The following is a 21,932-nucleotide window of genomic DNA, read 5'->3' on the forward strand; positions in this document are numbered from 1 at the left end:
TCCTCCGCCTTGCATCTCGACGCACCAGACCCCGCTCACCTGCACCGACGGGTGGCCGTCGCCCCACCGCGACCTGATCCGCCGGACAGGCCCTAGGTGCGGGCGGTGCCCCCGGTGTCCGCGGCGCGCGCGGTGCTCCCGGCGCCGGAGGCCTCCACGGCGCCCGAGATGCCCGAGGCGCCGGAGACACCCGCGGCGTCAGCGGTGCCCGAGCCGCCGGAGATGCCCGAGCGCCCGGGCGGCGCTAGTTCCAGGCGGCCGTCACCGCGCGGCGGGCCGTCTCCAGGTCTACCGCGAGGCCTGCCTCGCCCATCGCGGCGCCCAGTGCGGCGATGCAGGCATGCACCACGCCGCGGGTTGCGTCCGGGCCGTAGTGGTTGACCCGGATCATCTCCTTGGCCAGCGCCCCGCCCCCGGCGACCAGCGGAAGCACCGGGTCCGCGGCGAGTGCCCGTGCCACCAGCTCCGAGGCGTCGACGCCCGAGGGCGCGCGCAGCGTGGTGGCGACCGGCGCCGCGTCCGCCGCCTCGTGCACGTACGGCGTCAGGCCCCCGCCGAGCGCCTGCGCGCCCGCGCGGGTGGCGGCGGCAGCGGTGGCGTGCCGCGCCATCAGGGCGTCCAGGCCCTCCGTCTCGATGCGCTCCACGCACGCTTCGAGCGCGAGCATCTCCAACTGGGCCGGCGCGTGCAGAAGCGCCTTCCTGCCGCCGTCGATCCACCGCTCCTTCCAGTCCAGGAGGGAGAGGTAGGAGCGGCGCGGCGCCTGCGGGTTGGCGGCGATGCGCTCCCAGGCCCGCTCGCTCACGGACACCGCGGAGACGCCCGCGGGGCCGCCCATCGCCTTCTGCGCGCCGATCACGCACAGGTCCACGCCCCACGCGTCCGGAAGGAGCGGCTCCGCGGCCACCGAGGCGACCGCGTCCAGCATGAACAGCGCACCGTGCTCCCGCACGACCTCGCCGATCTCCGCGACCGGGTTGGTGTTGCCGGTCGCGGCCTCCGCGTGCACCAGCGAGACGAAGTCGATCTCCGGGTGCTCGGCGAAGGCGCGGCGCACCTGGTCGGCGGTGACGGCGGTGTGGAACGGCACGGCGAGATCGACGACGGTCGCGCCGCAGTCCCGCAGCCAGTTCCCGAAGGTCTGCCCGTACGGCCCCGTGATGACGTTCAGCGCGGTCGTGCCGGGCCGCGCGGCGCCCCGGATGCACCCCTCCAGGGGCAGCAGCGCCTCGCCCTGCATGATCACGACGTCCTGCTCGGTGTCGAGCAGCCGGGCCACCCGCGCCTCGATGGCGGCGAAGTGCTGGGCGCTCAGCGGCGCCAGGTCCAGAAAGGGGTGCGTCACAGTACTGCTCACGTCACTGCTCACTTCGCTCACGAGTTCGTTCGGGCTGCGGTACCGAGCGTACCGACCGGCCCCGTACCGGGCCTTTCCAGTGCCTCCTAAGCTGCTGCCCATGAGCGATCACGCGGTGCTGCACGTGAAGGGGCGGGTGCTCGTCGGACCCGATGACGTACGCGACGAGCTGTGGGTGGTCGGGGGGAGGGTGACGTACGACCGGCCGGCCGGGACGGCCGCGGACGACGTCCGTACGGTCGAGGGCTGGGCGCTGCCCGGCCTGGTCGACGCGCACTGCCACGTCGGCCTGGACGCGCACGGGCCCGTCGACGCGGACACCGCGGAGAAGCAGGCGCTCACCGACCGCGAGATCGGCGCCCTCCTCCTCCGCGACGCGGGCTCGCCCTCCGACACCCGCTGGATCGACGACCGCGAGGACCTCCCCAAGATCATCCGCGCGGGCCGCCACATCGCCCGCACCCGCCGCTACATCCGCAACTACGCCCACGAGATCGAGCCCGAGGACCTCGTCGAGTACGTCGCCCGGGAGGCCCGGCGCGGCGACGGCTGGGTCAAGCTCGTCGGCGACTGGATCGACCGCGGGGCCGGCGACCTGACCGCGTGCTGGCCCCGCGAGGCGGTGGAGGCGGCGATCGCCGAGGCGCACCGGCTGGGCGCCCGCGTCACGGCCCACTGCTTCGCCGAGGACTCGCTGCGCGACCTGGTCGAGGCGGGCATCGACTGCATCGAGCACGCCACGGGCCTGACCGAGGACACCATCCCGCTCTTCGCGGAACGCGGCGTCGCGATCGTGCCGACGCTGGTCAACATCGCCACGTTCCCGGACCTGGCCGCGGGCGGCGAGGCGAAGTTCCCGAACTGGTCGCGGCACATGCGGCGGCTGTACGAGCGCCGTTACGACACGGTGCGCGCGGCGTACGACGCGGGCGTCCCGGTCTACGCGGGCACGGACGCGGGGGGCTCCCTCGCCCACGGTCTGGTGGCCGCGGAGGTCGTCGAGCTGACCCGCGCGGGCATCCCGGCGGTCGACGCGCTCTCCGCGACGACGTGGGGTGCGCGGGAGTGGCTGGGGCGCCCCGGTCTCGCGGAGGGCGCGCCGGCGGACCTCGTCGTGTACGAGGCGGATCCCCGGGCGGACGTACGGGTGCTGGGGGCGCCGCGGAGGGTGGTGCTGAACGGGAGGGTGGTGGGTTGACCTGGGCGTTACGCGTGCTCGGGTGGCTCGTTGGAGTTGCCTCGGCGGGGCGGTCGCGTCAACTCCCGTGCGCGGGGGGCGTAGTGGGCGGGTGATGCTCGGGTGGTTCGGGGGAACGCACGTGCCGGGAGATTCGAAAGCAGGGGCGGATTGCGCCCTTTGGAGTGAACTCACGTCGGGTTGCTGTTCATTCACTCTAAGTGCGTAAAGATTCCCGCGTCGTCCCCCGTCCCAGCGGGACGACGCCATCGGCGCGCACGTGATGTCCCCATGTGGCGTGCGCCGCCGGTGGCCCGGATTCTCTCGTGGGGGTTCCACCACCTTGAACAGCAACACCTTCCGCACGCCTGCCCGCCGCCTCTCCGTCGTCGCCGTCACCACCGCGCTCGCCGCCGGCCCCGCGGCGCTCGCCGGCGCGGGCCCCGCACAGGCCACGGGCGGCGACAGCCACCGGGGCGGGCACGCCGACGCCGTCGTGCTCCGCACCGGCCTGAACGTCTCCCTGCTCAACAAGACCCTGAACGTCCCGCTCAAGGTCGCCCTGAACGAGGTGCGGGCACCCGCCAGCGCCGAGAAGACCACGCTCACCGCCCAGTTGGACGGCGTCGACGGCGGACGCCCGTTCAGCGTGCTGCGCGCCGACGTCGCCACGGCGAAGGCGACCGTGCGGGGCGGCACGGCGGAGGGGTACAGCAACATCGCGCGGGCCAAGATGCACGTCCCCGGGCTGCCGTTGCTCTCCCTCGTCGAGGTCGAGAAGGTCACGTCGAAGGCGGTCTGCACGGCGGGGAAGCGGCCGGTTGCCGAATCGAATCTGCTGGGCGGCGTGACCGTGCTCGGCAAGAAGGTCACGCTGACGGCGCGGGGGACGACCGAGGTGAAGGTACCGGGGGTCGGTGAGGTACGGCTCGACCTGTCCAAGACCCGCACGACGTCACGGACCGCCGCGGCTTCCGCGCTGGAACTCACGGTGTCCGTGAACCCGCTGAAGCTGAACGTGGCGGAGGTGACGGGCACGGTGCGGCTGGCCGGGGCCGGGTGCGAGGCGCCGTCGTCCGTGCCGCCGAAGGACTCCGGGGAGAAGCCGCAGGGCGAGCCGGGGGAGCGGGTGGAACCGACGAAGCCGAAGCCGGAAACGGAGGCCAACCTCGCCGAGACCGGCGGCAACTCCATGACGCCGTACATCGCGGGCGGCGCCGTGGCGCTGCTGGCGGCGGGCGGAGGAGCGGTGGCACTCGGCCGCCGCCGTCGGGGCTAGGGCGTGTCTTTTGGATCGGTCGGGCCCGGGCTGATCCGAAAGACACGCCCTAGGACCTGCCCGGCGGTCATGCCGGGAGACGCGGGTCCGGCACCCGAGCTCTCCCGCGGTCGTCGGGGCACCGGTCGCACATCCCCCACGCCCCGCGGGCGCGCTTGCGCCCGCGGGTCAGTGGGGGGTGTACCGGTGTGGGCCCGAACGGGGGGCCGTGCCCGGCGAGGCGCGGGGCCCGCAGGTGTGGCGGCGGCATGATGAGGCTGCGACCGGGACGTCGGGGCGGTCGCGCTGCCGAGCGGAGGAATTCGGGATGCACGAGGAGCCTGCCCGCGCCTTGACCGCCCGGGGCGCCGGGAGCCACGGCCAGGAGGGGCTGGACAGGCTCTGCGTGCTGCCGGAAGCGGCGACGATGGGCACCGCGCACGCACGTACCGGCGATCAGCTGCTGGCCGAGCTCGGGCCCCGCAGGGTGTTCATGATGGGGGACAACCCCGCCCTGCCGACGATGCCGCCGCGGCCGGCTCTCGCGGACTTCTTCCGCCTGCGGCTGGAGCCCTTCACCGCCCGCCACATGCTCCACAGCGCCCGCAGGGCCCGCGAGCTCGGCCTGGCCGAGCCGGTCGTACTGGCCTGCCTGCTGCACGACATCAGCGTGGCCGGCCTCCTGCGCAGTCACCACGGCCACTGGGGTGCACAAATGGTGGCTCCCTATGTCAGCGAGGAGGTCGCCTGGGCCATCCGCCAGCATGAAATCCTGCGGTTCTTCCCCGATGCCTCCGTCGGTTACGACTACCCGGAGAGCTACCGGCAGATGTTCGGCCCCGACTACACCCCGCCCGCACATGTCCAGGACGCCTGGCGGAGCATCCGCTCGCACCGGTGGTACATGACCGCGCGGTTGGTCACTCTCAATGACCTCTACACCTTCGATCAGGAGGAGGAGGTGGACATCGGTGAGTTCGAGGACGTCATCGGCCGCCACTTCCGCCAGCCCGTCCAAGGACTCGGTTTCGACGGTTCGCCCGCGGCACACATGTGGCGCACCATGATCTGGCCGAACAACTTCCTCTGATGCCGCCCGGAACACCAGTGGTTCAGCCGTCCCCGGAGGACGGGTTCCGGTCGCCCGCCGAGACGCTCCTCGACGCTCTGGGCCGTCACCCGGATCGCGTGGTGCTGGTGTACGGGGAGCGGCGCGTGACGGCCCGGGAACTTCGCGGGCTGACGTTTCGTGCCGCACGGGTCCTCGCGTCCCGAGGTGTTCACCGGGGCGACACGGTCACCCTCCTGACCGGCAACGCACCGGAGGGCTTGGCGGTGACATACGCGGCGGACCTCCTGGGTTGCCGGGTCGCCGCCCTCTACGAGGACATGGCCGCCCGGGCCCAGGGAACGGTGGTGCGCGACGTCGAGACCCGCGCTCTGGTCGTGGCGCCCCACCTGATCGCCCCGGCCGTCCGGCGGCACGTCCTGCCGCACGCGGAGGAGGTGTACGTTCTCGGACCGGACCGGGCGGAGAAGGACCTGCTGGCACTGGCCGCCGACCACAGCGCCGCCCCGCTGCCCGGACGGGCCCGGCCGGAGGACATCCGCGCCATCCAGCACACCGGCGGCACCACCGGGCACCCCAAAGGCGTGTGCCTGTCCTTCGGGCGCCCACGTTCGTTCCCGCTGCCCCGGCCCGTCGAGCCCCACCGCCTGCTGGTGAGCACCCCCCTGGCGCACCTGGCCGGAATGGCGGCCAACACCGTGCTCGCCCACGGGGGCCAGGTCGTCCTCCACGACGGCTTCGACCCGGCCGCCGTTCTGCGGGCCGTCGCCGACCACCGCATCACTCTGCTCTTCCTGCTGCCTCCTCAGCTCCATCAGCTGACCGACCACCCCGACGCGGCCCGGACCGACACCTCCAGCCTGCGCGTCCTGATGTACAGCGGCTGCACGGCCGCACCCACCCGCATCGCCGACGCCGTCCGCCGCTTCGGACCGGTTCTCGTCCAGAACTACGGGCAGAACGAAGCGGGCGCTCTCACCGTGCTCACCTCCGCCGACCACGACCCGGCCCGGCCCGAACGGCTGGGCACGGTGGGCACGCCGCTGCCCGGCGTCCAGCTGTCGATCCGCGACGGCGACGACCGCGAGGTTCCCACCGGCCGGCGCGGTGAAGTGTGCGTGCGCACCCCCAGCCTCATGGAGGGCTACTGGAAGCGGCCCGAGCTGACCGCCCAGGTACTGCGCGACGGTTGGCTGCACACCGGCGACCTCGGCTTCGTCGACGACAGCGGCTACCTGACGATCACCGGACGGCTCAAGGACATGATCGTGGTCGTCGGCGGTCACGTGTACCCCGCCGAACTGGAGCATCTGCTCGACTCGCACCCGCGGGTCCTGCACAGCACTGTGGTCGGCGTGCCCGGCACCGACCGGACCGAACACGTTCATGCCTTCGTGGTCCCCGCACCCGGTGGTGTCAGTGAGGCAGAACTGCGCACCCTCGTCCGCGACACCTACGGCGCCATGTACGTACCCGCCCGCGTGCACCTCGTCCCCACCATCCCCCGCACCGCCGTGGGCAAGCCCGACACCGACGCGCTGCGGCGACAGGCGTCGGTGTCGTGAGTCAACACGACTCGTGCCGCAGCACCGCGGAGAGCACCGCCACGAAACGGTCCGAGGTCGCTCGGTCCCTGACGGCCAGCCGGATCCAGTCGGGCCCCAGGCCGGGAAACGTATCGCCGCGCCGCACAGCGAACCCCCGCCCCCGAAGCCGCTCCCGCACCCCGCCCGCCCCGGGCACCCGCACCAGGAGGAAGGGCCCCTCCGCGGGCCCCACCGCGCGGACCCCGTGGGGCGCGAGCGACGCGAGGCCGGCGAGGAGATGGGCCCGGTCCGCGGCGACGCGGTGCGCCGCGTGGCCCGCCTCCGCCAGCGCCCGTGGGGCCACACACGCCCGCGCCGCCTCCAGCGCGGGCGAGGACACCGGCCACAGCGGCTGCGCCTGTGCGAGGGCGGATATCACCTCCGGTGAGGAGAGGACGTAACCGATCCGCAGACCCGCGAGGCCCCACGTCTTGGTGAGGCTGCGCAGGACGACCAGGCCGGGTACGTCCGTACGGCCCGCCAGCGCCTCCCGCTCACCCGGCACCGCGTCCATGAACGCCTCGTCGACCACCAGGATCCGCCCGGGGCGCGCCAGTGCGGCGATGGCCGCCGCCGGGTGGAGGACGGACGTCGGATTGGTGGGGTTGCCGACGACCACCAGGTCGGCCTCCTCCGGTACCGCCGAGACGTCGAGCCGGAAGCCGTCCTCCTCCCGCAGCAGCACCCGCCCCACCTCGTGCCCCGCGTCCCGCAGCGCAGCCTCGGGTTCGGTGAACTGCGGGTGCACCACGTAGGGGTGACGGACCTTCAGGGAGCGGGCGAGGAGGACGAAGGCCTCCGCCGCGCCGGAGGTGAGCAGCACGCGGTCGGATGTCAGACCGTGCCGCGCCGCCACCGCATCCCGCGCCGCCCGGCCGTCCGGATAGGCCGCCAGGCCGTCGAGGGACGCGGCGATGACCTCCTTGAGCCAGGCCGGGGGAGTGTCGGAGCGTACGTTCACGGCGAGGTCGGTGAGGTCCGCGCCGTCGTCCCGCACCTCCGCGTCCCCGTGGTGGCGCAGGTCGACCGGGGCGGCGGGGGTGCGCGGCCGGGCCGCGACCGCGCACGTCGCCATCGGCGGCCGCCCCACGGGCGCCGACTTCCGCTTGGGTACGAGGAGTTCGCCGCCGCCCCGCAGCGCCGCCGCCTCCGCCACGGACGGCGTGCCCACCGCGGCCCGGGACCTCGCGGTCGGGTTCGGCACGGTGACGTCCGCCAGGTCCCGCGCCGCGTACGTCACGAGCGGCACGCCGAGCCGGGCGGCCGCCCCGGTGATCCCCGGCTCCTCGCCCTTCACGTCCACCGTCGCCAGCTCGGCGACCGCCGTCTCGGGGAAGCCCGCCTCGCGGACCGCGTCCCGGACGAGACCGAGCACCTCCTCCACCGGGGCGTCCTCACAGGCGCCGACGCCGACGACGAGCACGACGTCCCCGGCGGAGGAGGGGGGCGTCACCTTTCCGGCACCGGCCATGGCGAGTAGGTCCTTTCGGGTGGGGAGGGGGTGGTGGATGTGCGGGACGGGGGATCAATCGGCTAGCAAGGGGCCATGGCGGTGTTCGTGGCGCTCGGCGCCTTCCTCATGACCCTGGTGGGCGGCTGGACGGCCCAGCGGGTCACCGACCGGCGCCATCTCGTGCTGGGCCTCGCGGGCGGGCTGATGCTCGGCGTCGTCGGCCTCGACCTGCTGCCGGAGGCGCTGGAGGCCGCGGGCGGGCCCGTCTTCGGCGTACCGGCGGCCCTGCTCCTGTTCGTAGCAGGATTCCTCGTCGCCCATCTGGTGGAACGTCTCCTCGCGGGCCGTCAGGCCGCGCACGGCGCCGGCGACCGGGAGAGCGCGAGGGTCCCCCAGGTGGGCCTCACGGCCGCCGCCGCGATGGTCGGGCACAGCGTGATGGACGGCGTCGCGATCGGCGCCGCCTTCCAGGTGGGCGGCGGCATGGGCGCGGCGGTGGCGCTGGCCGTCGTCGCCCACGACTTCGCGGACGGCTTCAACACGTACACGATCACCAGCCTGTACGGGAACGCCCGCCGCAAGGCCGTCGCCATGCTCTTCGCGGACGCGGCGGCCCCGGTGGTGGGCGCCGCGTCGACGCTGCTCCTCACCATTCCGGAGCCGCTGCTCGGCGGCTATCTGGGCTTCTTCGGCGGCGCGCTGCTGTACCTCGCGGCGGCCGAGATCCTGCCCGAGGCGCACCACGACCACCCGGCACGCTCGACGCTGCTGTGCACGGTGGCGGGCGCGGCGTTCATCTGGCTCGTGGTGGGCATCGCGGACTGAGCCGCCGCGTACGGTCACGGCGCGCAGCTCTCCACGAAGCGCCGCGCGACCCCCGGCTCCGCCGCCCAGTGCGTGTGCAGATAGCTGGCGTGCACGTTCCCCTGTACGAAGCCCTCGACGCGCCGCTCGGGCCGGTGCAGGCCCCACGCGGGGGCCGCCCCCGCACCCGGCTCGACCACCGTGCGGTGGAACTCGTGGCCCCGCATCCGCGTCCCCGCCGGCGCGAGCACGCTGTCCGACACGGCCACCGCGTCCCGGTAGCCGAGCGTCAGCCGCTCCGACATCCGCGCCGCGGCGTCGAGGACCCCGCACATCGGCTTCCCGTCCAGCTCGCGGGAGAGGTAGAGCAGGCCCGCGCACTCGGCGGCCACGGGCGCCCCGGAGAGCGCGAGCTCGGCCACGGCCTTCCTGAGCGGTTCGTTGGCGGACAGCTCGGGCGCGTACACCTCGGGGAAACCGCCCCCGATGACCAACCCGGCCGTCCCGTCGGGCAGTCGCTCGTCATGGAGGGGGTCGAACGGTACGACCTCCGCGCCGGCGGCGGTGAGCAGCTCCGCGTGCTCGGCGTAGGAGAAGGTGAAGGCGGCCCCACCGGCGACGGCGATGCGGGGGTGATATTCAGCCCGTCCGGCGTTTGAGGATGAACTCGGCGAAGCCGGTGATGCACCGAGCCCCGTGTGGGGGTCCCACGCCTCACCCCGCAGGGACGGCGCACTGCGCGCCAGCGCGAGCAGGGCATCCAGGTCGCACCCCTCCCGCACCTGGGCGGCGAGCGCGGCGACGGACTCGACCGCATCGGCCTGCCGCTCCGCCACCGGCACGAGCCCCAAGTGCCGGGAAGGCGCCCGGACTTGGGAAGCGCGGCGCAGAGCGCCGAGCACCGGCACCCCGGACTCGTCCAGCGCCTCCCGCAGCAGCACCTCGTGCCGGTCCGAGCCGACCTTGTTGAGGATCACGCCCGCGACCCGCACCTCGGGGTCCCAGGACGCGAAGCCGTGCACCAGCGCGGCCACCGACCGCGACTGCGACGACGCGTCGACGACGAGGACGACCGGCGCCCGCAGCAGCTTCGCTACGTGGGCCGTGGAGGCCAGCTCGCCCTGGCCCGCGGCCCCGTCGTACATCCCCATCACGCCCTCGACGACGGCGAGATCGCAGCCCGCCGACCCGTGCGCGAAGAGCGGGGCGATCAGGCCGGGCCCGCACAGGTACGCGTCGAGGTTGCGGCCGGGGCGGCCGGTCGCGAGCGCGTGGTAGCCGGGGTCGATGTAGTCGGGCCCGACCTTGTGCGGCGAGACGGCGAGCCCGGCCGCCGCGAAGGCGGCCATCAGGCCCGTCGCGACGGTCGTCTTGCCGCTGCCCGACGACGGCGCCGCGATGACGAGACGAGCTACCACTCGATGCCCCTCTGGCCCTTCTGGCCGGCGTCCATCGGATGCTTGATCTTTGACATGTCGGTGACGAGGTCCGCGAAGTCGATCAGCTGCTGCGGGGCGTTGCGGCCGGTGATGACCACGTGCTGCGTGCCGGGGCGGTTCCGCAGCACCTCCACGACCTCGTCGGTGTCGATCCAGCCCCAGTGCATCGGGTAGGCGAACTCGTCGAGGACGTACAGCTTGTACGTCTCCTCGGCGAGGTCCCGCTTGACCTGCTCCCAGCCCTCACGGGCCTTGTCCTCGTTGGTCGGCTCGCCCTCGGCGGGGGCGCGCTGGATCCACGACCAGCCCTCGCCCATCTTGTGCCAGGCGACCGTGCCGCCCTCGCCGGAGGCGCCGAGGACCTTCAGCGCGTTCTCCTCGCCGACCTTCCACTTCGCCGACTTCACGAACTGGAAGACGCCGATCGGCCACCCCTGATTCCAGGCGCGCAGCGCGAGCCCGAACCCGGCGGTCGACTTGCCCTTCCCGATGCCCGTGTGGACGAAGACCAGCGGACGGTTGCGGCGCTGGCGCGTCGTGAGCCCGTCGTCCGGTACGACACTCGGCTGTCCCTGCGGCATTAAGCGGCCCTCCTCGAAGGCGAGTTCATTCCCTGTACGTCCTTGACGAGGCCGGCGATCGAGTCGGCCCGCAGCTCGTCGAGGGTCACGGCGGTCCCGCCGAGCTCCCCGGCCAACTGGCCCGCGAGACCCAGGCGTACGTAACCCGACTCGCAGTCCACGACGACCGAGGCGACCCCGTCCGCCGCGAACAGCCGGGCCGCGCGGCCCGCACGGGCCACCGGCTCCACACCGCCCGTCGCCCGCCCGTCCGTCACCACGACCACCAGCGGCCGCCGCGCGGCGTCCCGCAGCCGCTCGATCCGCAGCACGTCGTGCGCCTTGAGCAGGCCCGCGGCCAGCGGGGTGCGGCCGCCGGTCGGCAGCGATTCGAGGCGGGCCGCCGCCGCGTCCACCGACGAGGTCGGCGGCAGCGCCACCTCGGCGTCCTTGCCGCGGAACGTCACGAGCCCCACCTTGTCGCGCCGCTGGTAGGCGTCCAGGAGGAGCGAGAGCACGGCGCCCTTGACGGCGCTCATCCGCTGCCGCGCCGCCATCGACCCGGAGGCGTCCACGACGAACAGCACGAGGTTGCCCTCGCGGCCCTCGCGGGTGGCCTGCCGCAGATCGTCACGGCGTACGACGAGCCCGGTGCCGGAGCGTCCGCGCGCCTTCTGGTGCGGGGCAGCCGCCTGCACGGTCGCCGCCAAGTGCAGCTTGGTCAGGGCCCCTTGGGGGCGCCGCGAACCCGTCGTGCGGCCGTGTTCGGTGCGGGCCCGCGAGCGCCGGCCCGCCGCGCCCTCGCCGATGCCGGGCACGCTCAGCATCTTCGTGCGGAACGGCTCGGCGGCGCGTACGGGCTGCTGCTCGGCGGAGGCGCCGCCCGGGGCCGGGGCGGGCTCCTGCGGGGCCGGGGCCTCCTCGGTGTCCGGGCCCTGGCTCTGGGACGGCAGCTCGGGGGAGTCCGGGCCGTCCGGGCCGTCCGCGGGAGGCTGACCGCCGCCGGGGCCGCCCCCGTCGGGCCCGCCGCCGTCCGGATCGTCGTCGCCCTCCGGCGGCTCGGGCTCCTCGGAAGCCTCGTCGTCGCGCGCCTCCTCCAGCGTCTCGTCGAGCTTGTCCTCGTCGAGTCCCGGCGCGTCGAAGGGGTTGCGGCGCCTGCGGTGCGGCAGCGCGAGCAGCGCGGCCTGCCGCACGTCCTCGCTCTGCACGTCGGTGCGGCCCGCCCAGGCGGCCAGCGCCGTCGCCGTGCGCGCCATCACGATGTCCGCGCGCATCCCGTCGACCTCGAACGCCGCGCAGGTCGCCGCGATCTGCCGCAGCGCCGCGTCCCCCAGGACCACCTGGGGGAGCAGCGCGCGGGCCGCCACGACGCGGTCGCGCAGCGCGGCCTCGTCCGCGGCGAAGCGGGCGGCGAAACCCTCGGGGTCGTCGTCGTACGCGAGCCGCCGCCGTACGACCTCGACGCGCTGGTCGGTCTCGCGGGACGCGGCCACCTCGACGGTCAGACCGAACCGGTCGAGCAACTGCGGCCGCAGCTCGCCCTCTTCGGGGTTCATCGTGCCGACGAGCAGGAACCGCGCGGCGTGCCGCACGGAGACGCCCTCGCGCTCGACGTACGAGGCGCCCATCGCGGCGGCGTCCAGGAGCAGGTCGACCAGGTGGTCGTGGAGCAGGTTGACCTCGTCCACGTACAGGATGCCGCGGTGCGCGTCGGCGAGCAGTCCGGGCTCGAAGGCCTTCACGCCCTCCGCGAGCGCCCGCTCGATGTCGAGGGCGCCGACGAGCCGGTCCTCGGACGCGCCGACGGGCAGCTCGACCATGCGCGCGGGGCGCGCGGTGGCGCCGCCCGCCTCGTGCGGGCCGTCGGGGCAGTTCGGGTCGGGCGCGGCCGGGTCGCACGAGAAGCGGCACCCGGCGACGACCGGGACCTCCGGAAGGAGCGCGGAGAGCGCACGCACGGCGGTGGACTTGGCGGTGCCCTTCTCTCCCCGCACGAGCACGCCGCCGACGGCGGGCGATACGGCGTTCAGCAAGAGCGCGAGCCGCAGGTCGTCCTGCCCGACGAGGGCGGTGAACGGATACGGGGTACTCACAGAGCCTCCTTGATGCGGTGGTGCGTGGCGGTGCTCACGTGGGCCTTCACAGGGGCGCTCATGACGGCGCGCCCGGCGCGATGAACGGCAGGCCCCCCGGCACGCCGTTCTCGATCAGGCCCAGCAGCGCGTCCGTGTCCGCGTGGTGTTCGATCAGGTCGCCGAGCAGGTCGAGCTGCTCCTCGCGCAGCGCGCCGAAGCTGGTGTCGGGGGCGGGCACGAAGCGGCGGCCCGCCGCGCGGGCGACCTCGGTGAGGAACCGGCGCCGGAACGCGTCGCTCTCCAGCGACCCGTGCCAGTGCGTGCCCCACACCTCGCCGACCCGGCAGCCGTCCAGGAAGGGTTCGCCGCCCGCCACCTCGGCGACGCCGTGATGGATCTCGTACCCCTCGACCGGCTCCCCGAGGGCCTCGCCCACCGGCCGGGCGAGGGTCTTCTCCCGGGCGAACCGCACCCGCACCGGCAGCAGCCCCAGCCCGTCGACGGATCCGGCCTTCGACTCCACGTCGTCCTCGATGTGCTCGCCGAGGACCTGGAAGCCGCCGCAGATCCCGAGCACGGGCCGCCCCTCGGCGGCCCGGCGCGCGAGGGCGTCCGCGAGCCCGCGCTCACGCAGCCACCGCAACGCCTTCACGGTCCCGCGCGTGCCCGGTACGACCACGAGGTCCGCGTCGACGAGCTCCTCCGCCCGGTCCACGAACCGCACGACGACACCGGGCTCGGCGGCCAGCGCGTCCACGTCCGTGAAGTTCGACATCAGCGGTACGGCGCACACGGCGACCCGCAGCACGTCCTCACCGACCGGCGGCGCCACCACGGACTCCCGGACCGCGCCCCGCAGGGAGACCCGCAGGCCGTCCTCCTCGTCGATGCCCAGCCCGTGCTGGAACGGCAGCACGCCGTACGTGCGCCGCCCGGTGAGCCCGAGCAGCATGTCGAGCCCGGGTTCGAGGAGGGAGACGTCCCCGCGGAACTTGTTCACCAGGTAGCCCGCGACGAGCTCCTGGTCGGCCGCGCTCAGCAGCGCCGTCGTCCCGAAGAACGACGCGAACACCCCGCCCCGGTCGATGTCCCCGACCACCAGGACGGGGAAGCGGGCGGCGCGCGCGATGCCCATGTTGACGATGTCGGTGCGCCGCAGGTTGATCTCGGCGGGACTCCCCGCGCCCTCACAGATCACGGCGTCATAGCTGCCCCGGAGCTCCTCCAGGCATCCCACGACGGTCTCCAGCAGTGCGGCCTGGCGCCCCCCGTGGTAGCCGCGCGCGCTCATCTCGCCCACCGGCTTGCCCATGAGCACGACCTGGCTGGAGCGGTCACCGCCGGGCTTGAGCAGCACGGGGTTCATCAGCGCGCTCGGCTCGACGCGGGCGGCCTGCGCCTGCATGGCCTGCGCACGGCCGATCTCGGCGCCCTCGCGGGTGACGAAGGAGTTGAGGGACATGTTCTGCGCCTTGAACGGCGCGACGGACACGCCCTTGCGGGTCAGCCACCGGCAGATGCCGGCGGTGACGACGCTCTTCCCGGCGTCGGAGGTGGTTCCGGCGACCAGCAGTCCACCGCTCATACGTCTCTCCCTGACTTGGCCGACCGCGACCTTGCCGACCGCAGTGTCCGGCGGGCGGCGACCGCGACGCCGAGAGCAAGCCAGCTCACCCGCCGGGACAGCTTCACGGCCCGCTCGATGTCTTCTACGCGCACGTCACGCCCGCCCCCGTTCAGCACGGGCCGGTGCTCGATCCGTCCGCCGTACGAGAGCGTCCCCCCGAGCCGGACCCCCAACGCCCCGGCGAAGGCGGCCTCGACGGGCCCGGCGTTCGGACTGGGGTGCTTCGCCGCGTCCGTACGCCAGGCGCTCAGCGCGCCCCGCCCCGAGTCCCCGGCGACCGCCGCGAGCACGGCGGTGAGCCGCGCCCCCGGCCACCCGAAGACGTCGTCGAGCCGGGCGGAGGCCCACCCGTAGCGCCGGTACCGGGACGACTTGTGCCCGACCATGGCGTCCAGCGTGTTCACGGCGCGGAAGGCGACGAGCCCCGGCACCCCGCCGAGGGCGCCCCACACGAGCGCCCCCACCACCGCGTCGGACGTGTTCTCGGCGACGGACTCCACGACGGCCCGCGCGATCCCGTCGGCGTCCAGCGCCTGCGGGTCCCGCCCGCACAGATGCGGCAGCCGCTCCCGCGCGACCTCGACGTCGCCGGCCTCCAGCGCCCCGCCGACGGCCCGCGCCTCCCGGCCGAGCGAGGTCCCGCCGACCACGGCCCAGGTCGCGGCGGCGGTCAGCGCCACCGAACCGGCGCGTGACCGGCGTACGAGGGAGGAGGCGAGGGCGGCGGCGCCCGCCGCGCCCCCGGCGCACACCACGGCGTGCAGCGCGCCCCACCCGCGGTGGTCGCGCCACAGCACCCGCTCGACGGCGCCCGCGGCACGTCCGAACGCGGCGACCGGATGGCCGCGGCGGGGATCGCCGAGCAGCAGGTCACCGAGGAGTCCGGCGGCGGCGCCGTACGCGAAGTCGCGATCGGCACTCATGGGCTCAGCCCGTCGCTTCACTGAGGAGGGAGCTCGTACTCAGGGAGGGAACCGGCAACGGGCGGCCGCGCATGGCGATATGTCCTCACTCAGGGTGTCCGCGCCCTGGTTCGACGTGATCGGTGGCGAGAGTTCCTGGCTCGCGGGGAGTGTCTCTCCCCGGTGACAGTGGCGGGACCGCGCCGGATTCGCACCGGCTTCCTCTTCTGCCGCCGTAGTTGGCCCCGGCAGTCCACCACGCCCCGCGAATGCCCGTCAACTCGCCGTTGACCTGCGGCGGGAGAGTGTGCGGAGCCCCACACACGACGGTGGGGCGCGGGACGCGCCAGCGCGTCCCGCACCCCACCCGAAAACGCTTCGTCAGGCGACGATCAGATAGATCCCGTACGCCACGGCCGCCGCGCACAGCGCGAAGCAGGCGTACGCGCCGGTGCGCGCCGCGGTCGCGGAGCCGCCGCCCGAGGTGGCCGCCGTCTCCTGCTTCGAGAGGCCGACGATGCCGAGGGTGAACAGGCCCACCAGGGCCACCGTCACCGCGAGGCTGACTCCGAAGACGGAGCCGAGAGCTGCCCAGTCGATGCTCATGGTGATCTGTCCTTATACCGTCGCGGGCCGGGCGGGGTCCGCCATGGCGCCGGTCGTGGTGGTGGTCGGGGCTCCGACGGTGGCCTTGAGGGGCTCGTCCGGGCCGGTCGAGGCGGCCATCGCGCCCGTCGGGGGCGGGGTGACGGCGGCGATCGCGGTGGTCACGACGCCCGCGGGCTCGGCGCCCGTGGCGTCGTCGGAGCGGATCTCGTCGTCGGTGACGTTGGTGTGGTCGACGGCGTTGCGCCGCGAGAGCACCCAGATGACGGCCGAGCCCGCGACCAGGAGCGCGGCGGTGACCGCGACGCCCCAGGGGCCCTGCTTGGTGAGGAACTCGGCGCCCGCGCCGACCAGGCCGGCGGCCGGCAGGGTCAGACCCCAGGCGACGAACATCCGGGTCGCGGTCGACCAGCGGACCACGCCGCCCTTGCGGCCGAGGCCCGCGCCCATCACGGCGCCGGAGCAGGACTGGGTGGTGGAGAGCGAGAAGCCCAGGTGCGAGGAGGCCAGGATGACCGTCGCGGCGCTGGTCTGGGCGGCGAAGCCCTGCTGCGGCTGGAGGTCGGTGAGGCCCTTGCCCATGGTGCGGATGATGCGCCAGCCACCGAGGTAGGTGCCGAGGGCGATGGCCACACCGGCCGAGACGATGACCCACATCGGGGGGTTCGCGCCGGGGTTCAGGACGCCGCCGGTGACCAGGGCGAGCGTGATGATGCCCATGGTCTTCTGTGCGTCGTTCGTGCCGTGGGCCAGCGAGACGAGGCCCGCGGAGGCGATCTGGCCCGCGCGGTAGCCCTTGGCGGTGGCCTTGGTGTCGGTGTTGCGGCCGATCCGGTACGTCAGGCGCGTGGCCAGCGCCGCGGCGAGACCCGCCACGAGCGGCGCGGCGAGGGCAGGGATCAGGATCTTGGTGACGACGGTGCCGCCGTTGATCGACGACCAGCCCATCGACATGACCGCGGCGCCGATGAGGCCGCCGAAGAGGGCGTGCGAGGAGCTGGAGGGCAGGCCCACCAGCCAGGTGAGCAGGTTCCAGAGAATCGCGCCGACGAGCGCGGCGAATATGACCTCTGTCTTGAGGCCGTCCTCGTTGACGATGCCGCCCGAGATCGTCTTGGCGACTTCGACGGAGAGGAAGGCTCCGACGAGGTTGAGCACGGCGGACATGGCCACCGCCGTCTTGGGCTTGAGAGCGCCGGTCGAGATGGTCGTCGCCATCGCGTTGGCAGTGTCGTGGAAACCGTTCGTGAAATCGAACACGAGAGCGGTGACGATCACGATCCCGAGGAGAAGCGTGATGTGTTCCATTTACCCAGGCTTCTGTTGGACGTCAGTGGCACGTGGAACGTAGGCAACCTGAGTGAACGGAAAGTGAACTGGGCCGGGCGGTGCGGTGACCCGAAGCGGAGTGCGCTCCCTCCGTATGGACCAGGTGTCCGACCACGATCGTACGGAGGGGTGGTGGGAGGCCCGCAAACTGGGCGGAGTGTCGGCCTCCGCCATTCGGCGGCCGCCCCGCGCGCACCGCTCCTGCGGGCCCGGCGACCCACCGAAGAGATCCTGGTCACCTCCGGCCCTGGACCGGCGGCCCGGTAACCGGAATCGCCGGGCTGGCAGGATCGCCGCATGACTGAGCAGCGGCACCACGAGGAGCGGGAAGCGGCGCGCGACGCCGTGCGGAAAGCCTGGGCCGAGTTGGTCAGGACGGCCCGCAGGACGGTCAAGGACGGCCTCGTCGTCGGCACCTCCGGCAATGTCTCCGTACGCGTCGGCGACACCGTCCTGGTCACCCCGAGCGGTGTGCCGTACGACCAGCTGCGGCCCGAGGACGCGGTCGGCGTCGACCTCGAAGGAGAGCAGTTCCTCGGTGACCTCGCGCCGACCAGCGAGCTCCCCATGCACCTCGCGATCTACCGGAACACGGACGCCGGCGCCGTCGTCCACACCCACGCCGTGCACGCCACAGCCGTCTCCATGCTCGTCCCCGAGCTTCCGGCGGTCCACTACATGACCGGCATCCTCGGCGGCCCCGTCCGCGTCGCGCCCTACGCGCTGTACGGCACCGAGGAGCTGGCCGCGCACATGCTCCACGCCCTCCGCGACCGCACCGGATGCCTCCTCCAGAACCACGGAACGGTCACCTACGGAGACAACCTCTCCCAGGCATACGACCGCACCGCCCAACTGGAATGGATGGCCCGCCTCTGGCTCACGGCCACCGCGGTCCCCGGCCACGCCCCGACGCTCCTCTCCCCGGGGCAGCTCCGGGAAGCGGAGGACAAGCTGCGGGGCTACGGCCAACAGCCCGGCTGACCCGGCGCGTCACCCCGCGGGCACCGCCCACTGGCCCCGGAGCCCCCGGCCCCGGACACTGGGACGGTGCGCCCAGCCAAAGCGACGGCAGCGGCCGTCACCGCAGTAGCAGCCGCCCTGGGGACGGCCGCGGCCGCCGTCGCGGCGGGCCGCTTCGCCAGCGACGCCGCCCTCAAGGCACCCGCAGGCCGCCCCCTGCCGACCGAGCCACGCCTCACCGTGCACGCCACGGCCGCGGGCCAGGTCAGCCTGACCCGCGCCCTCGCCAGCCGCCGCCCCGGCACCTACGGCCTCAGCGCCCCCGGCACCCACGCGGTCGTCGGCCCCGTCCTCGAGTCAGCCCCGCACGAGGCCGACACGGTCGTACGCCGCCTCGAAGCCGTCACCCACGGCTCCCTGGAACCCGGCGACCGCGTCTGGCTCACCCCGCAGGTCCACATCGGGAACCCGAGCTCCGCGCTCGGCCTCGACCACGCGGACGTCGACATCGCCGGCGAGCTCGGCTCCCTGCCCGCCTGGTTCGTGCCCGGCGCCCGGGACACCTGGGTCATCACCGTGCACGGCCTCGGCACCACCCGCGAACACCCCATGGTCGTCATGGACTTCCTGCACCGCCTGCGGGTCCCGGTCCTCGACCTCGCCTACCGCGGCGACCCCGGCGCGCCCCGCTCCCCGGACGGCCTCGGCCACCTCGGCGAGACGGAGTGGCGCGACCTGGACGCCGCCCTCCGCCACGCCGTGCGCCACGGCGCACGGCGCGTCGTCCTGCACGGCTGGTCCACCGGCGCCGCCATGTGCCTGCACACCGCCGCGCACTCGGCGCTGCGCGACCGCATCGGCGGCCTCGTCCTCGACTCACCGGTACTGCACTGGGAGACCACCCTGCGCGCCCTCGCCGGCGCCCGCCGCACCCCCGGACCGCTCCTTCCGCTTGCGGTCCGCGCGGCCCAAGGACGCACCGGGCTGCGCGGCGACCGGCTGCCGGCCGCCGCGGACCCCGGGGCGCTGCGGGTGCCGACCCTGCTCCTGCACGGACCCGACGACGCCGTCGCCCCCTGGGCGCTCTCCCGCAGGCTGGCCGAACAGCGCCCGGAACTGGTCTCGTTGCACACGGTGCAGGACGCGCCGCACGGCGCCATGTGGAACGCCGACCCGGCGGGCTACGAAGAGGCGCTGCGCCGCTTCCTCACCCCCCTCCTGTAACGCCTGCCGTAACGCTGCGCCGCCATTCCGTTTGGGTTTTCGGACCGTCAACAGGAAGACTGCCCCCGTGACGTCCCGTACCCCGCGCGACTCCAGGCTCCGACTTGTCCGCGCGCCCCACCCGAGGGCCGAAGAGCGAGGAGAGACCCGGCGCGACGCGACACGACCCCTCTCCGCCGCGCCCGGCGCGATGAGCAAACGCCGAACGCGCCGTCCCGCGCCCCGGCCCCCCGAGGGCACGCCCGCCCCCGCCGAGCTGGCCCGCAGCGCGCGCGCCTGCCTCGCCGCCGCCGTACGGGTCGCCCGCTGGGCCGACGCCGCCCTCCGCCCGGGCCCCGGCCGCACCGGCGCGGCCCCCGACGGCAAGGGCACGCTCTCCGACGCCACCGCCGAACGGGCCGCCGACGAACTGGGCCTGACCCCCGCTCAGGTCCGCGCCGACTGGGACACCGCCCGCCTCGCGGGCCTCATCGAGGTGCACGGCGACAGCGCACGCCCCGGCTGGCGGCTGCGCGCCTGGGACCGCGACGACACCGCCGTCCTGCGCGGCTGGGTCGCCCTCTTCGACGCCTGGTCGCTGGCCCACCCCGCGCCGGACGCCCTCGCCCCCGCGGCCGTCGCCGAGACCGTCGAGGCCATGCCGCAGGTCCTGTCCTTCCTCCAGCTGTCCGCGGGTCCCGTCCCCGTGCCGCAACTGCTCGACCTCCTGGACCAGCGGGTCACGGAACTGCGCACCGAACGCTGCGAGATCCCGTACGGGCCCCAGCCGGAAGCCGCAGCCCCGGCCGACCGCCCCCGGGACGAGGCCCCGCTGCCCGCCCTCCTCGACTGGGCGCTGCACGGCCTCGCCGCCGTCGGCGCGCTCACCTACGCCGACGGACAGGCCACGCTCACCCCGCTCGGCAGCTGGGCGGTCTGGGTCAAGCTGGAGCAGATCTGCGTCGCCGCGCAGAGCCCCGCGGGGCACATCGAACAGTCCGCCGAGGACATGCTGCGCGGCTGCGCCCGCCTGCGTCCCAACGCGGCCCGCGCCGAGTACCGCGCCTGGCTGGCCGCCCGCACCGTCGGCAGCGCCGTCACCGACCTCCTCACCGCCGCCCGCGGCGAGGACGCCCTGCTGCGCGGCCTCGCCTTCGAGGCCCTGCGCGTGGTCGGCGCCGCCGCCGAGGCCGAGGTCAGGGCCGTCGTCGACGAGCCGTCGCTGCGGCCCTACGCCCTGCTCTGGCTCGCCGAGCAGGAGGGCGCCGACCCCGAGGACGTCCACCTCGTGCTGACCCGCGAGGAGACCACCTGGCTGTGGGTCGACACCGCGGCGGCCGTCGCGGACCACGGCGAGGCGGAACTCCTCGTCCGCCACCTGGAGTCGGCGGTCCAGCCCACCGTGCCCGCCCTCCTCGACGAGGTGCGCCGCGTCGGCCACCCCCGCACCGTCCAGGTCCTGGTCGCCCTCGCCGCGGCCCACCCCGACCCGGCCCTCGCCAAGGCCGTGCGCCGCGCGGCCTTCCAGGTGCACACGGGCGGGGAGTAGCCGCCGGACGGACGCGTCAGCGGAAGGTGTCGCACTGCCCCATGTCGCCGGTGCGATAGCCCTGGTAGAACCACCGCTGGCGCTGTTCGGCCGAGCCGTGCGTCCAGGACTCCGGGGTGACCCGGCCCTGGAATTTCTCCTGGATACGGTCGTCGCCCACCGCGGCCGCCGCGTCCAGGCCGTCGCGGATGTCGTTGTCGTCGAGGCTGCTGATCAGCGGTCTGCCCGTGCGGTCGTCGGGGCTGCGGGTCGCGTGCCGCGCCCACACCCCGGCGTAGCAGTCGGCCTGCAGCTCCACCTTCACGGCGTTGCTGTCGCGGCCCGTGCGCCCGTCCTGGGAGCGCTGGAGGATCCCCGTCAGGTTCTGCACGTGGTGCCCGTACTCGTGGGCCACGACGTACGCCTGCGCGAAGGGCCCGCCGGTCGAGCCGAACTTGGTCCGCAGCTCGTCGAAGAAGCCCAGGTCCAGATAGACCTTCCGGTCGCCGGGACAGTAGAACGGGCCGACCGCCGACGACGCGGTGCCGCAGGCGGTGCCCACACGGCTGGTGAACAGGACGGTCTGGGCGGGGGAGTACGAGGCCCGGCGGCGCTGGAACTCGGGACGCCAGTAGTCCTGGAGGCTGTTGACCACCGCCACGATGCGGCAGTCCTCCTTGGTGTTGGCGTCCCGCCCCGTGCGGCAGCTCTGCTGCACCTGCGCCAGGGACGAGGACGAGGCCTCGGGTTCCTCGTCGCCCGAGGAGAGCCCGAGCTGGTCGGGGCCCACTCCGAAGAAGAGCCCCAGGAGCAGCGCGATGAGCCCGGCGACACCGCCGCCCACGGTCGCCCGGCCGCCGGGGATCCGGCTGCCGCGCACATCCCGCACCTCCGAGGTGTCCAGGCCGGCGTCGTCGTCGAACTGCATGGGCGCACCCCTCTGCCGCGCATCCGGAACGACATACGCCGCCCCGCGCCGGACCACCGGCCACTTCA

Annotated in this window: 18 protein-coding genes and 1 riboswitch; of the genes, 8 read left to right on the plus strand and 10 right to left on the minus strand. The window is 74.1% G+C overall.

Annotation, left to right across the window (positions count from 1 at the left end):
• Positions 1 to 244 precede the first annotated feature (244 nt).
• Positions 245 to 1,345, minus strand: a complete 1,101-nt coding sequence (locus tag ACI2L3_RS36850) for a pyridoxal-phosphate-dependent aminotransferase family protein (protein ID WP_404756884.1) — start codon at positions 1,343 to 1,345, stop codon at positions 245 to 247.
• 112 nt (positions 1,346 to 1,457) lie between these two features.
• Between ACI2L3_RS36850 and ACI2L3_RS36855 the strand changes: the two genes are divergently transcribed.
• The 4 genes from ACI2L3_RS36855 (at position 1,458) to ACI2L3_RS36870 (ending at position 6,426) form a co-directional block, all read left to right on the plus strand.
• Entirely contained in the window at positions 1,458 to 2,555 is a 1,098-nt protein-coding gene (locus ACI2L3_RS36855) for an amidohydrolase family protein (protein ID WP_404756811.1), read from the plus strand.
• A 322-nt stretch (positions 2,556 to 2,877) separates the two neighbouring features.
• Complete coding sequence (locus tag ACI2L3_RS36860; protein ID WP_404756812.1) at positions 2,878 to 3,813, plus strand: SCO1860 family LAETG-anchored protein; 936 nt, start codon at positions 2,878 to 2,880, stop codon at positions 3,811 to 3,813.
• Positions 3,814 to 4,120: 307 nt separating this feature from the next.
• Positions 4,121 to 4,882: an HD domain-containing protein gene (locus ACI2L3_RS36865; RefSeq protein WP_404756813.1), complete on the plus strand. Its 762-nt coding sequence runs from the start codon at positions 4,121 to 4,123 to the stop codon at positions 4,880 to 4,882.
• A 17-nt stretch (positions 4,883 to 4,899) separates the two neighbouring features.
• A complete protein-coding gene (locus tag ACI2L3_RS36870) occupies positions 4,900 to 6,426 on the plus strand; it encodes an AMP-binding protein (RefSeq protein ID WP_404756814.1) in 1,527 nt (508 codons plus the stop codon).
• A gap of 1 nt (position 6,427) precedes the next feature.
• On the opposite strand, the gene cobC is transcribed toward ACI2L3_RS36870, so the two are convergent.
• Positions 6,428 to 7,918, minus strand: coding sequence for an Rv2231c family pyridoxal phosphate-dependent protein CobC (cobC, locus tag ACI2L3_RS36875; RefSeq protein ID WP_404756815.1), 1,491 nt, complete (start codon positions 7,916 to 7,918; stop codon positions 6,428 to 6,430).
• Between the two features lie 75 nt (positions 7,919 to 7,993).
• Between cobC and ACI2L3_RS36880 the strand changes: the two genes are divergently transcribed.
• Positions 7,994 to 8,725: a ZIP family metal transporter gene (locus ACI2L3_RS36880; RefSeq protein ID WP_404756816.1), complete on the plus strand. Its 732-nt coding sequence runs from the start codon at positions 7,994 to 7,996 to the stop codon at positions 8,723 to 8,725.
• Positions 8,726 to 8,739: 14 nt separating this feature from the next.
• Here the strand turns inward: ACI2L3_RS36880 and ACI2L3_RS36885 are convergent, their stop codons facing one another.
• From ACI2L3_RS36885 to ACI2L3_RS36915, 7 genes are all read right to left on the minus strand, one after another.
• On the minus strand, positions 8,740 to 10,122 hold the full coding sequence (locus ACI2L3_RS36885; RefSeq protein ID WP_404756817.1) for a cobyrinate a,c-diamide synthase: 1,383 nt from the start codon (positions 10,120 to 10,122) through the stop codon (positions 8,740 to 8,742).
• Entirely contained in the window at positions 10,116 to 10,724 is a 609-nt protein-coding gene (gene cobO, locus ACI2L3_RS36890; RefSeq protein ID WP_404756818.1) for a cob(I)yrinic acid a,c-diamide adenosyltransferase, read from the minus strand. Before cobO ends, ACI2L3_RS36885 begins: the two co-directional genes overlap by 7 nt.
• Positions 10,724 to 12,796, minus strand: coding sequence for a putative cobaltochelatase (locus tag ACI2L3_RS36895; protein WP_404756819.1), 2,073 nt, complete (start codon positions 12,794 to 12,796; stop codon positions 10,724 to 10,726). Before ACI2L3_RS36895 ends, cobO begins: the two co-directional genes overlap by 1 nt.
• A 58-nt stretch (positions 12,797 to 12,854) precedes the next feature.
• Entirely contained in the window at positions 12,855 to 14,363 is a 1,509-nt protein-coding gene (locus ACI2L3_RS36900; RefSeq protein ID WP_404756820.1) for a cobyric acid synthase, read from the minus strand.
• Positions 14,360 to 15,328 (minus strand): cobalamin biosynthesis protein, encoded by a 969-nt coding sequence (locus ACI2L3_RS36905; RefSeq protein ID WP_404756821.1) that lies wholly within the window; start codon positions 15,326 to 15,328, stop codon positions 14,360 to 14,362. The genes ACI2L3_RS36900 and ACI2L3_RS36905 overlap by 4 nt, the downstream gene beginning before the upstream one ends.
• Positions 15,329 to 15,436: 108 nt before the next feature.
• A riboswitch (cobalamin riboswitch) is annotated at positions 15,437 to 15,581 on the minus strand.
• A 107-nt stretch (positions 15,582 to 15,688) separates the two neighbouring features.
• Positions 15,689 to 15,913: a hypothetical protein gene (locus tag ACI2L3_RS36910; RefSeq protein WP_404756822.1), complete on the minus strand. Its 225-nt coding sequence runs from the start codon at positions 15,911 to 15,913 to the stop codon at positions 15,689 to 15,691.
• Between the two features lie 12 nt (positions 15,914 to 15,925).
• Positions 15,926 to 17,221: an anion permease gene (locus ACI2L3_RS36915; RefSeq protein WP_404756823.1), complete on the minus strand. Its 1,296-nt coding sequence runs from the start codon at positions 17,219 to 17,221 to the stop codon at positions 15,926 to 15,928.
• A 318-nt stretch (positions 17,222 to 17,539) separates the two neighbouring features.
• Here ACI2L3_RS36915 and ACI2L3_RS36920 point away from each other — a divergent pair, with 318 nt between their 5' ends.
• The 3 genes from ACI2L3_RS36920 to ACI2L3_RS36930 all read left to right on the plus strand — a co-directional run bounded on the left by ACI2L3_RS36920 (position 17,540) and on the right by ACI2L3_RS36930 (position 20,957).
• Positions 17,540 to 18,226 (plus strand): class II aldolase/adducin family protein, encoded by a 687-nt coding sequence (locus tag ACI2L3_RS36920; protein WP_404756824.1) that lies wholly within the window; start codon positions 17,540 to 17,542, stop codon positions 18,224 to 18,226.
• Between the two features lie 66 nt (positions 18,227 to 18,292).
• Complete coding sequence (locus ACI2L3_RS36925; RefSeq protein WP_404756825.1) at positions 18,293 to 19,429, plus strand: alpha/beta hydrolase family protein; 1,137 nt, start codon at positions 18,293 to 18,295, stop codon at positions 19,427 to 19,429.
• Between the two features lie 67 nt (positions 19,430 to 19,496).
• Positions 19,497 to 20,957, plus strand: coding sequence for a hypothetical protein (locus ACI2L3_RS36930; RefSeq protein ID WP_404756826.1), 1,461 nt, complete (start codon positions 19,497 to 19,499; stop codon positions 20,955 to 20,957).
• Between the two features lie 16 nt (positions 20,958 to 20,973).
• On the opposite strand, the gene ACI2L3_RS36935 is transcribed toward ACI2L3_RS36930, so the two are convergent.
• Positions 20,974 to 21,864: a neutral zinc metallopeptidase gene (locus ACI2L3_RS36935; protein ID WP_404756827.1), complete on the minus strand. Its 891-nt coding sequence runs from the start codon at positions 21,862 to 21,864 to the stop codon at positions 20,974 to 20,976.
• Positions 21,865 to 21,932: the final 68 nt, after the last annotated feature.

This window comes from Streptomyces sp. NPDC029674, assembly GCF_044903205.1.
In the GTDB taxonomy this organism is placed as follows: Bacteria; Actinomycetota; Actinomycetes; order Streptomycetales; family Streptomycetaceae; genus Streptomyces.

Excerpts from the sequence above, each read along its gene's own strand:
- ACI2L3_RS36855 (WP_404756811.1), top strand. The coding sequence starts at position 1,458 with ATGAGCGATCACGCGGTGCTGCACGTGAAGGGGCGGGTGCTCGTCGGA.
- ACI2L3_RS36865 (WP_404756813.1), top strand. The coding sequence starts at position 4,121 with ATGCACGAGGAGCCTGCCCGCGCCTTGACCGCCCGGGGCGCCGGGAGC.
- cobC (WP_404756815.1), bottom strand. The coding sequence starts at position 7,918 with ATGGCCGGTGCCGGAAAGGTGACGCCCCCCTCCTCCGCCGGGGACGTC.
- ACI2L3_RS36880 (WP_404756816.1), top strand. The coding sequence starts at position 7,994 with ATGGCGGTGTTCGTGGCGCTCGGCGCCTTCCTCATGACCCTGGTGGGC.
- cobO (WP_404756818.1), bottom strand. The coding sequence starts at position 10,724 with ATGCCGCAGGGACAGCCGAGTGTCGTACCGGACGACGGGCTCACGACG.
- ACI2L3_RS36900 (WP_404756820.1), bottom strand. The coding sequence starts at position 14,363 with ATGAGCGGTGGACTGCTGGTCGCCGGAACCACCTCCGACGCCGGGAAG.
- ACI2L3_RS36905 (WP_404756821.1), bottom strand. The coding sequence starts at position 15,328 with ATGAGTGCCGATCGCGACTTCGCGTACGGCGCCGCCGCCGGACTCCTC.
- ACI2L3_RS36910 (WP_404756822.1), bottom strand. The coding sequence starts at position 15,913 with ATGAGCATCGACTGGGCAGCTCTCGGCTCCGTCTTCGGAGTCAGCCTC.
- ACI2L3_RS36915 (WP_404756823.1), bottom strand. The coding sequence starts at position 17,221 with ATGGAACACATCACGCTTCTCCTCGGGATCGTGATCGTCACCGCTCTC.
- ACI2L3_RS36920 (WP_404756824.1), top strand. The coding sequence starts at position 17,540 with ATGACTGAGCAGCGGCACCACGAGGAGCGGGAAGCGGCGCGCGACGCC.
- ACI2L3_RS36935 (WP_404756827.1), bottom strand. The coding sequence starts at position 21,864 with ATGCAGTTCGACGACGACGCCGGCCTGGACACCTCGGAGGTGCGGGAT.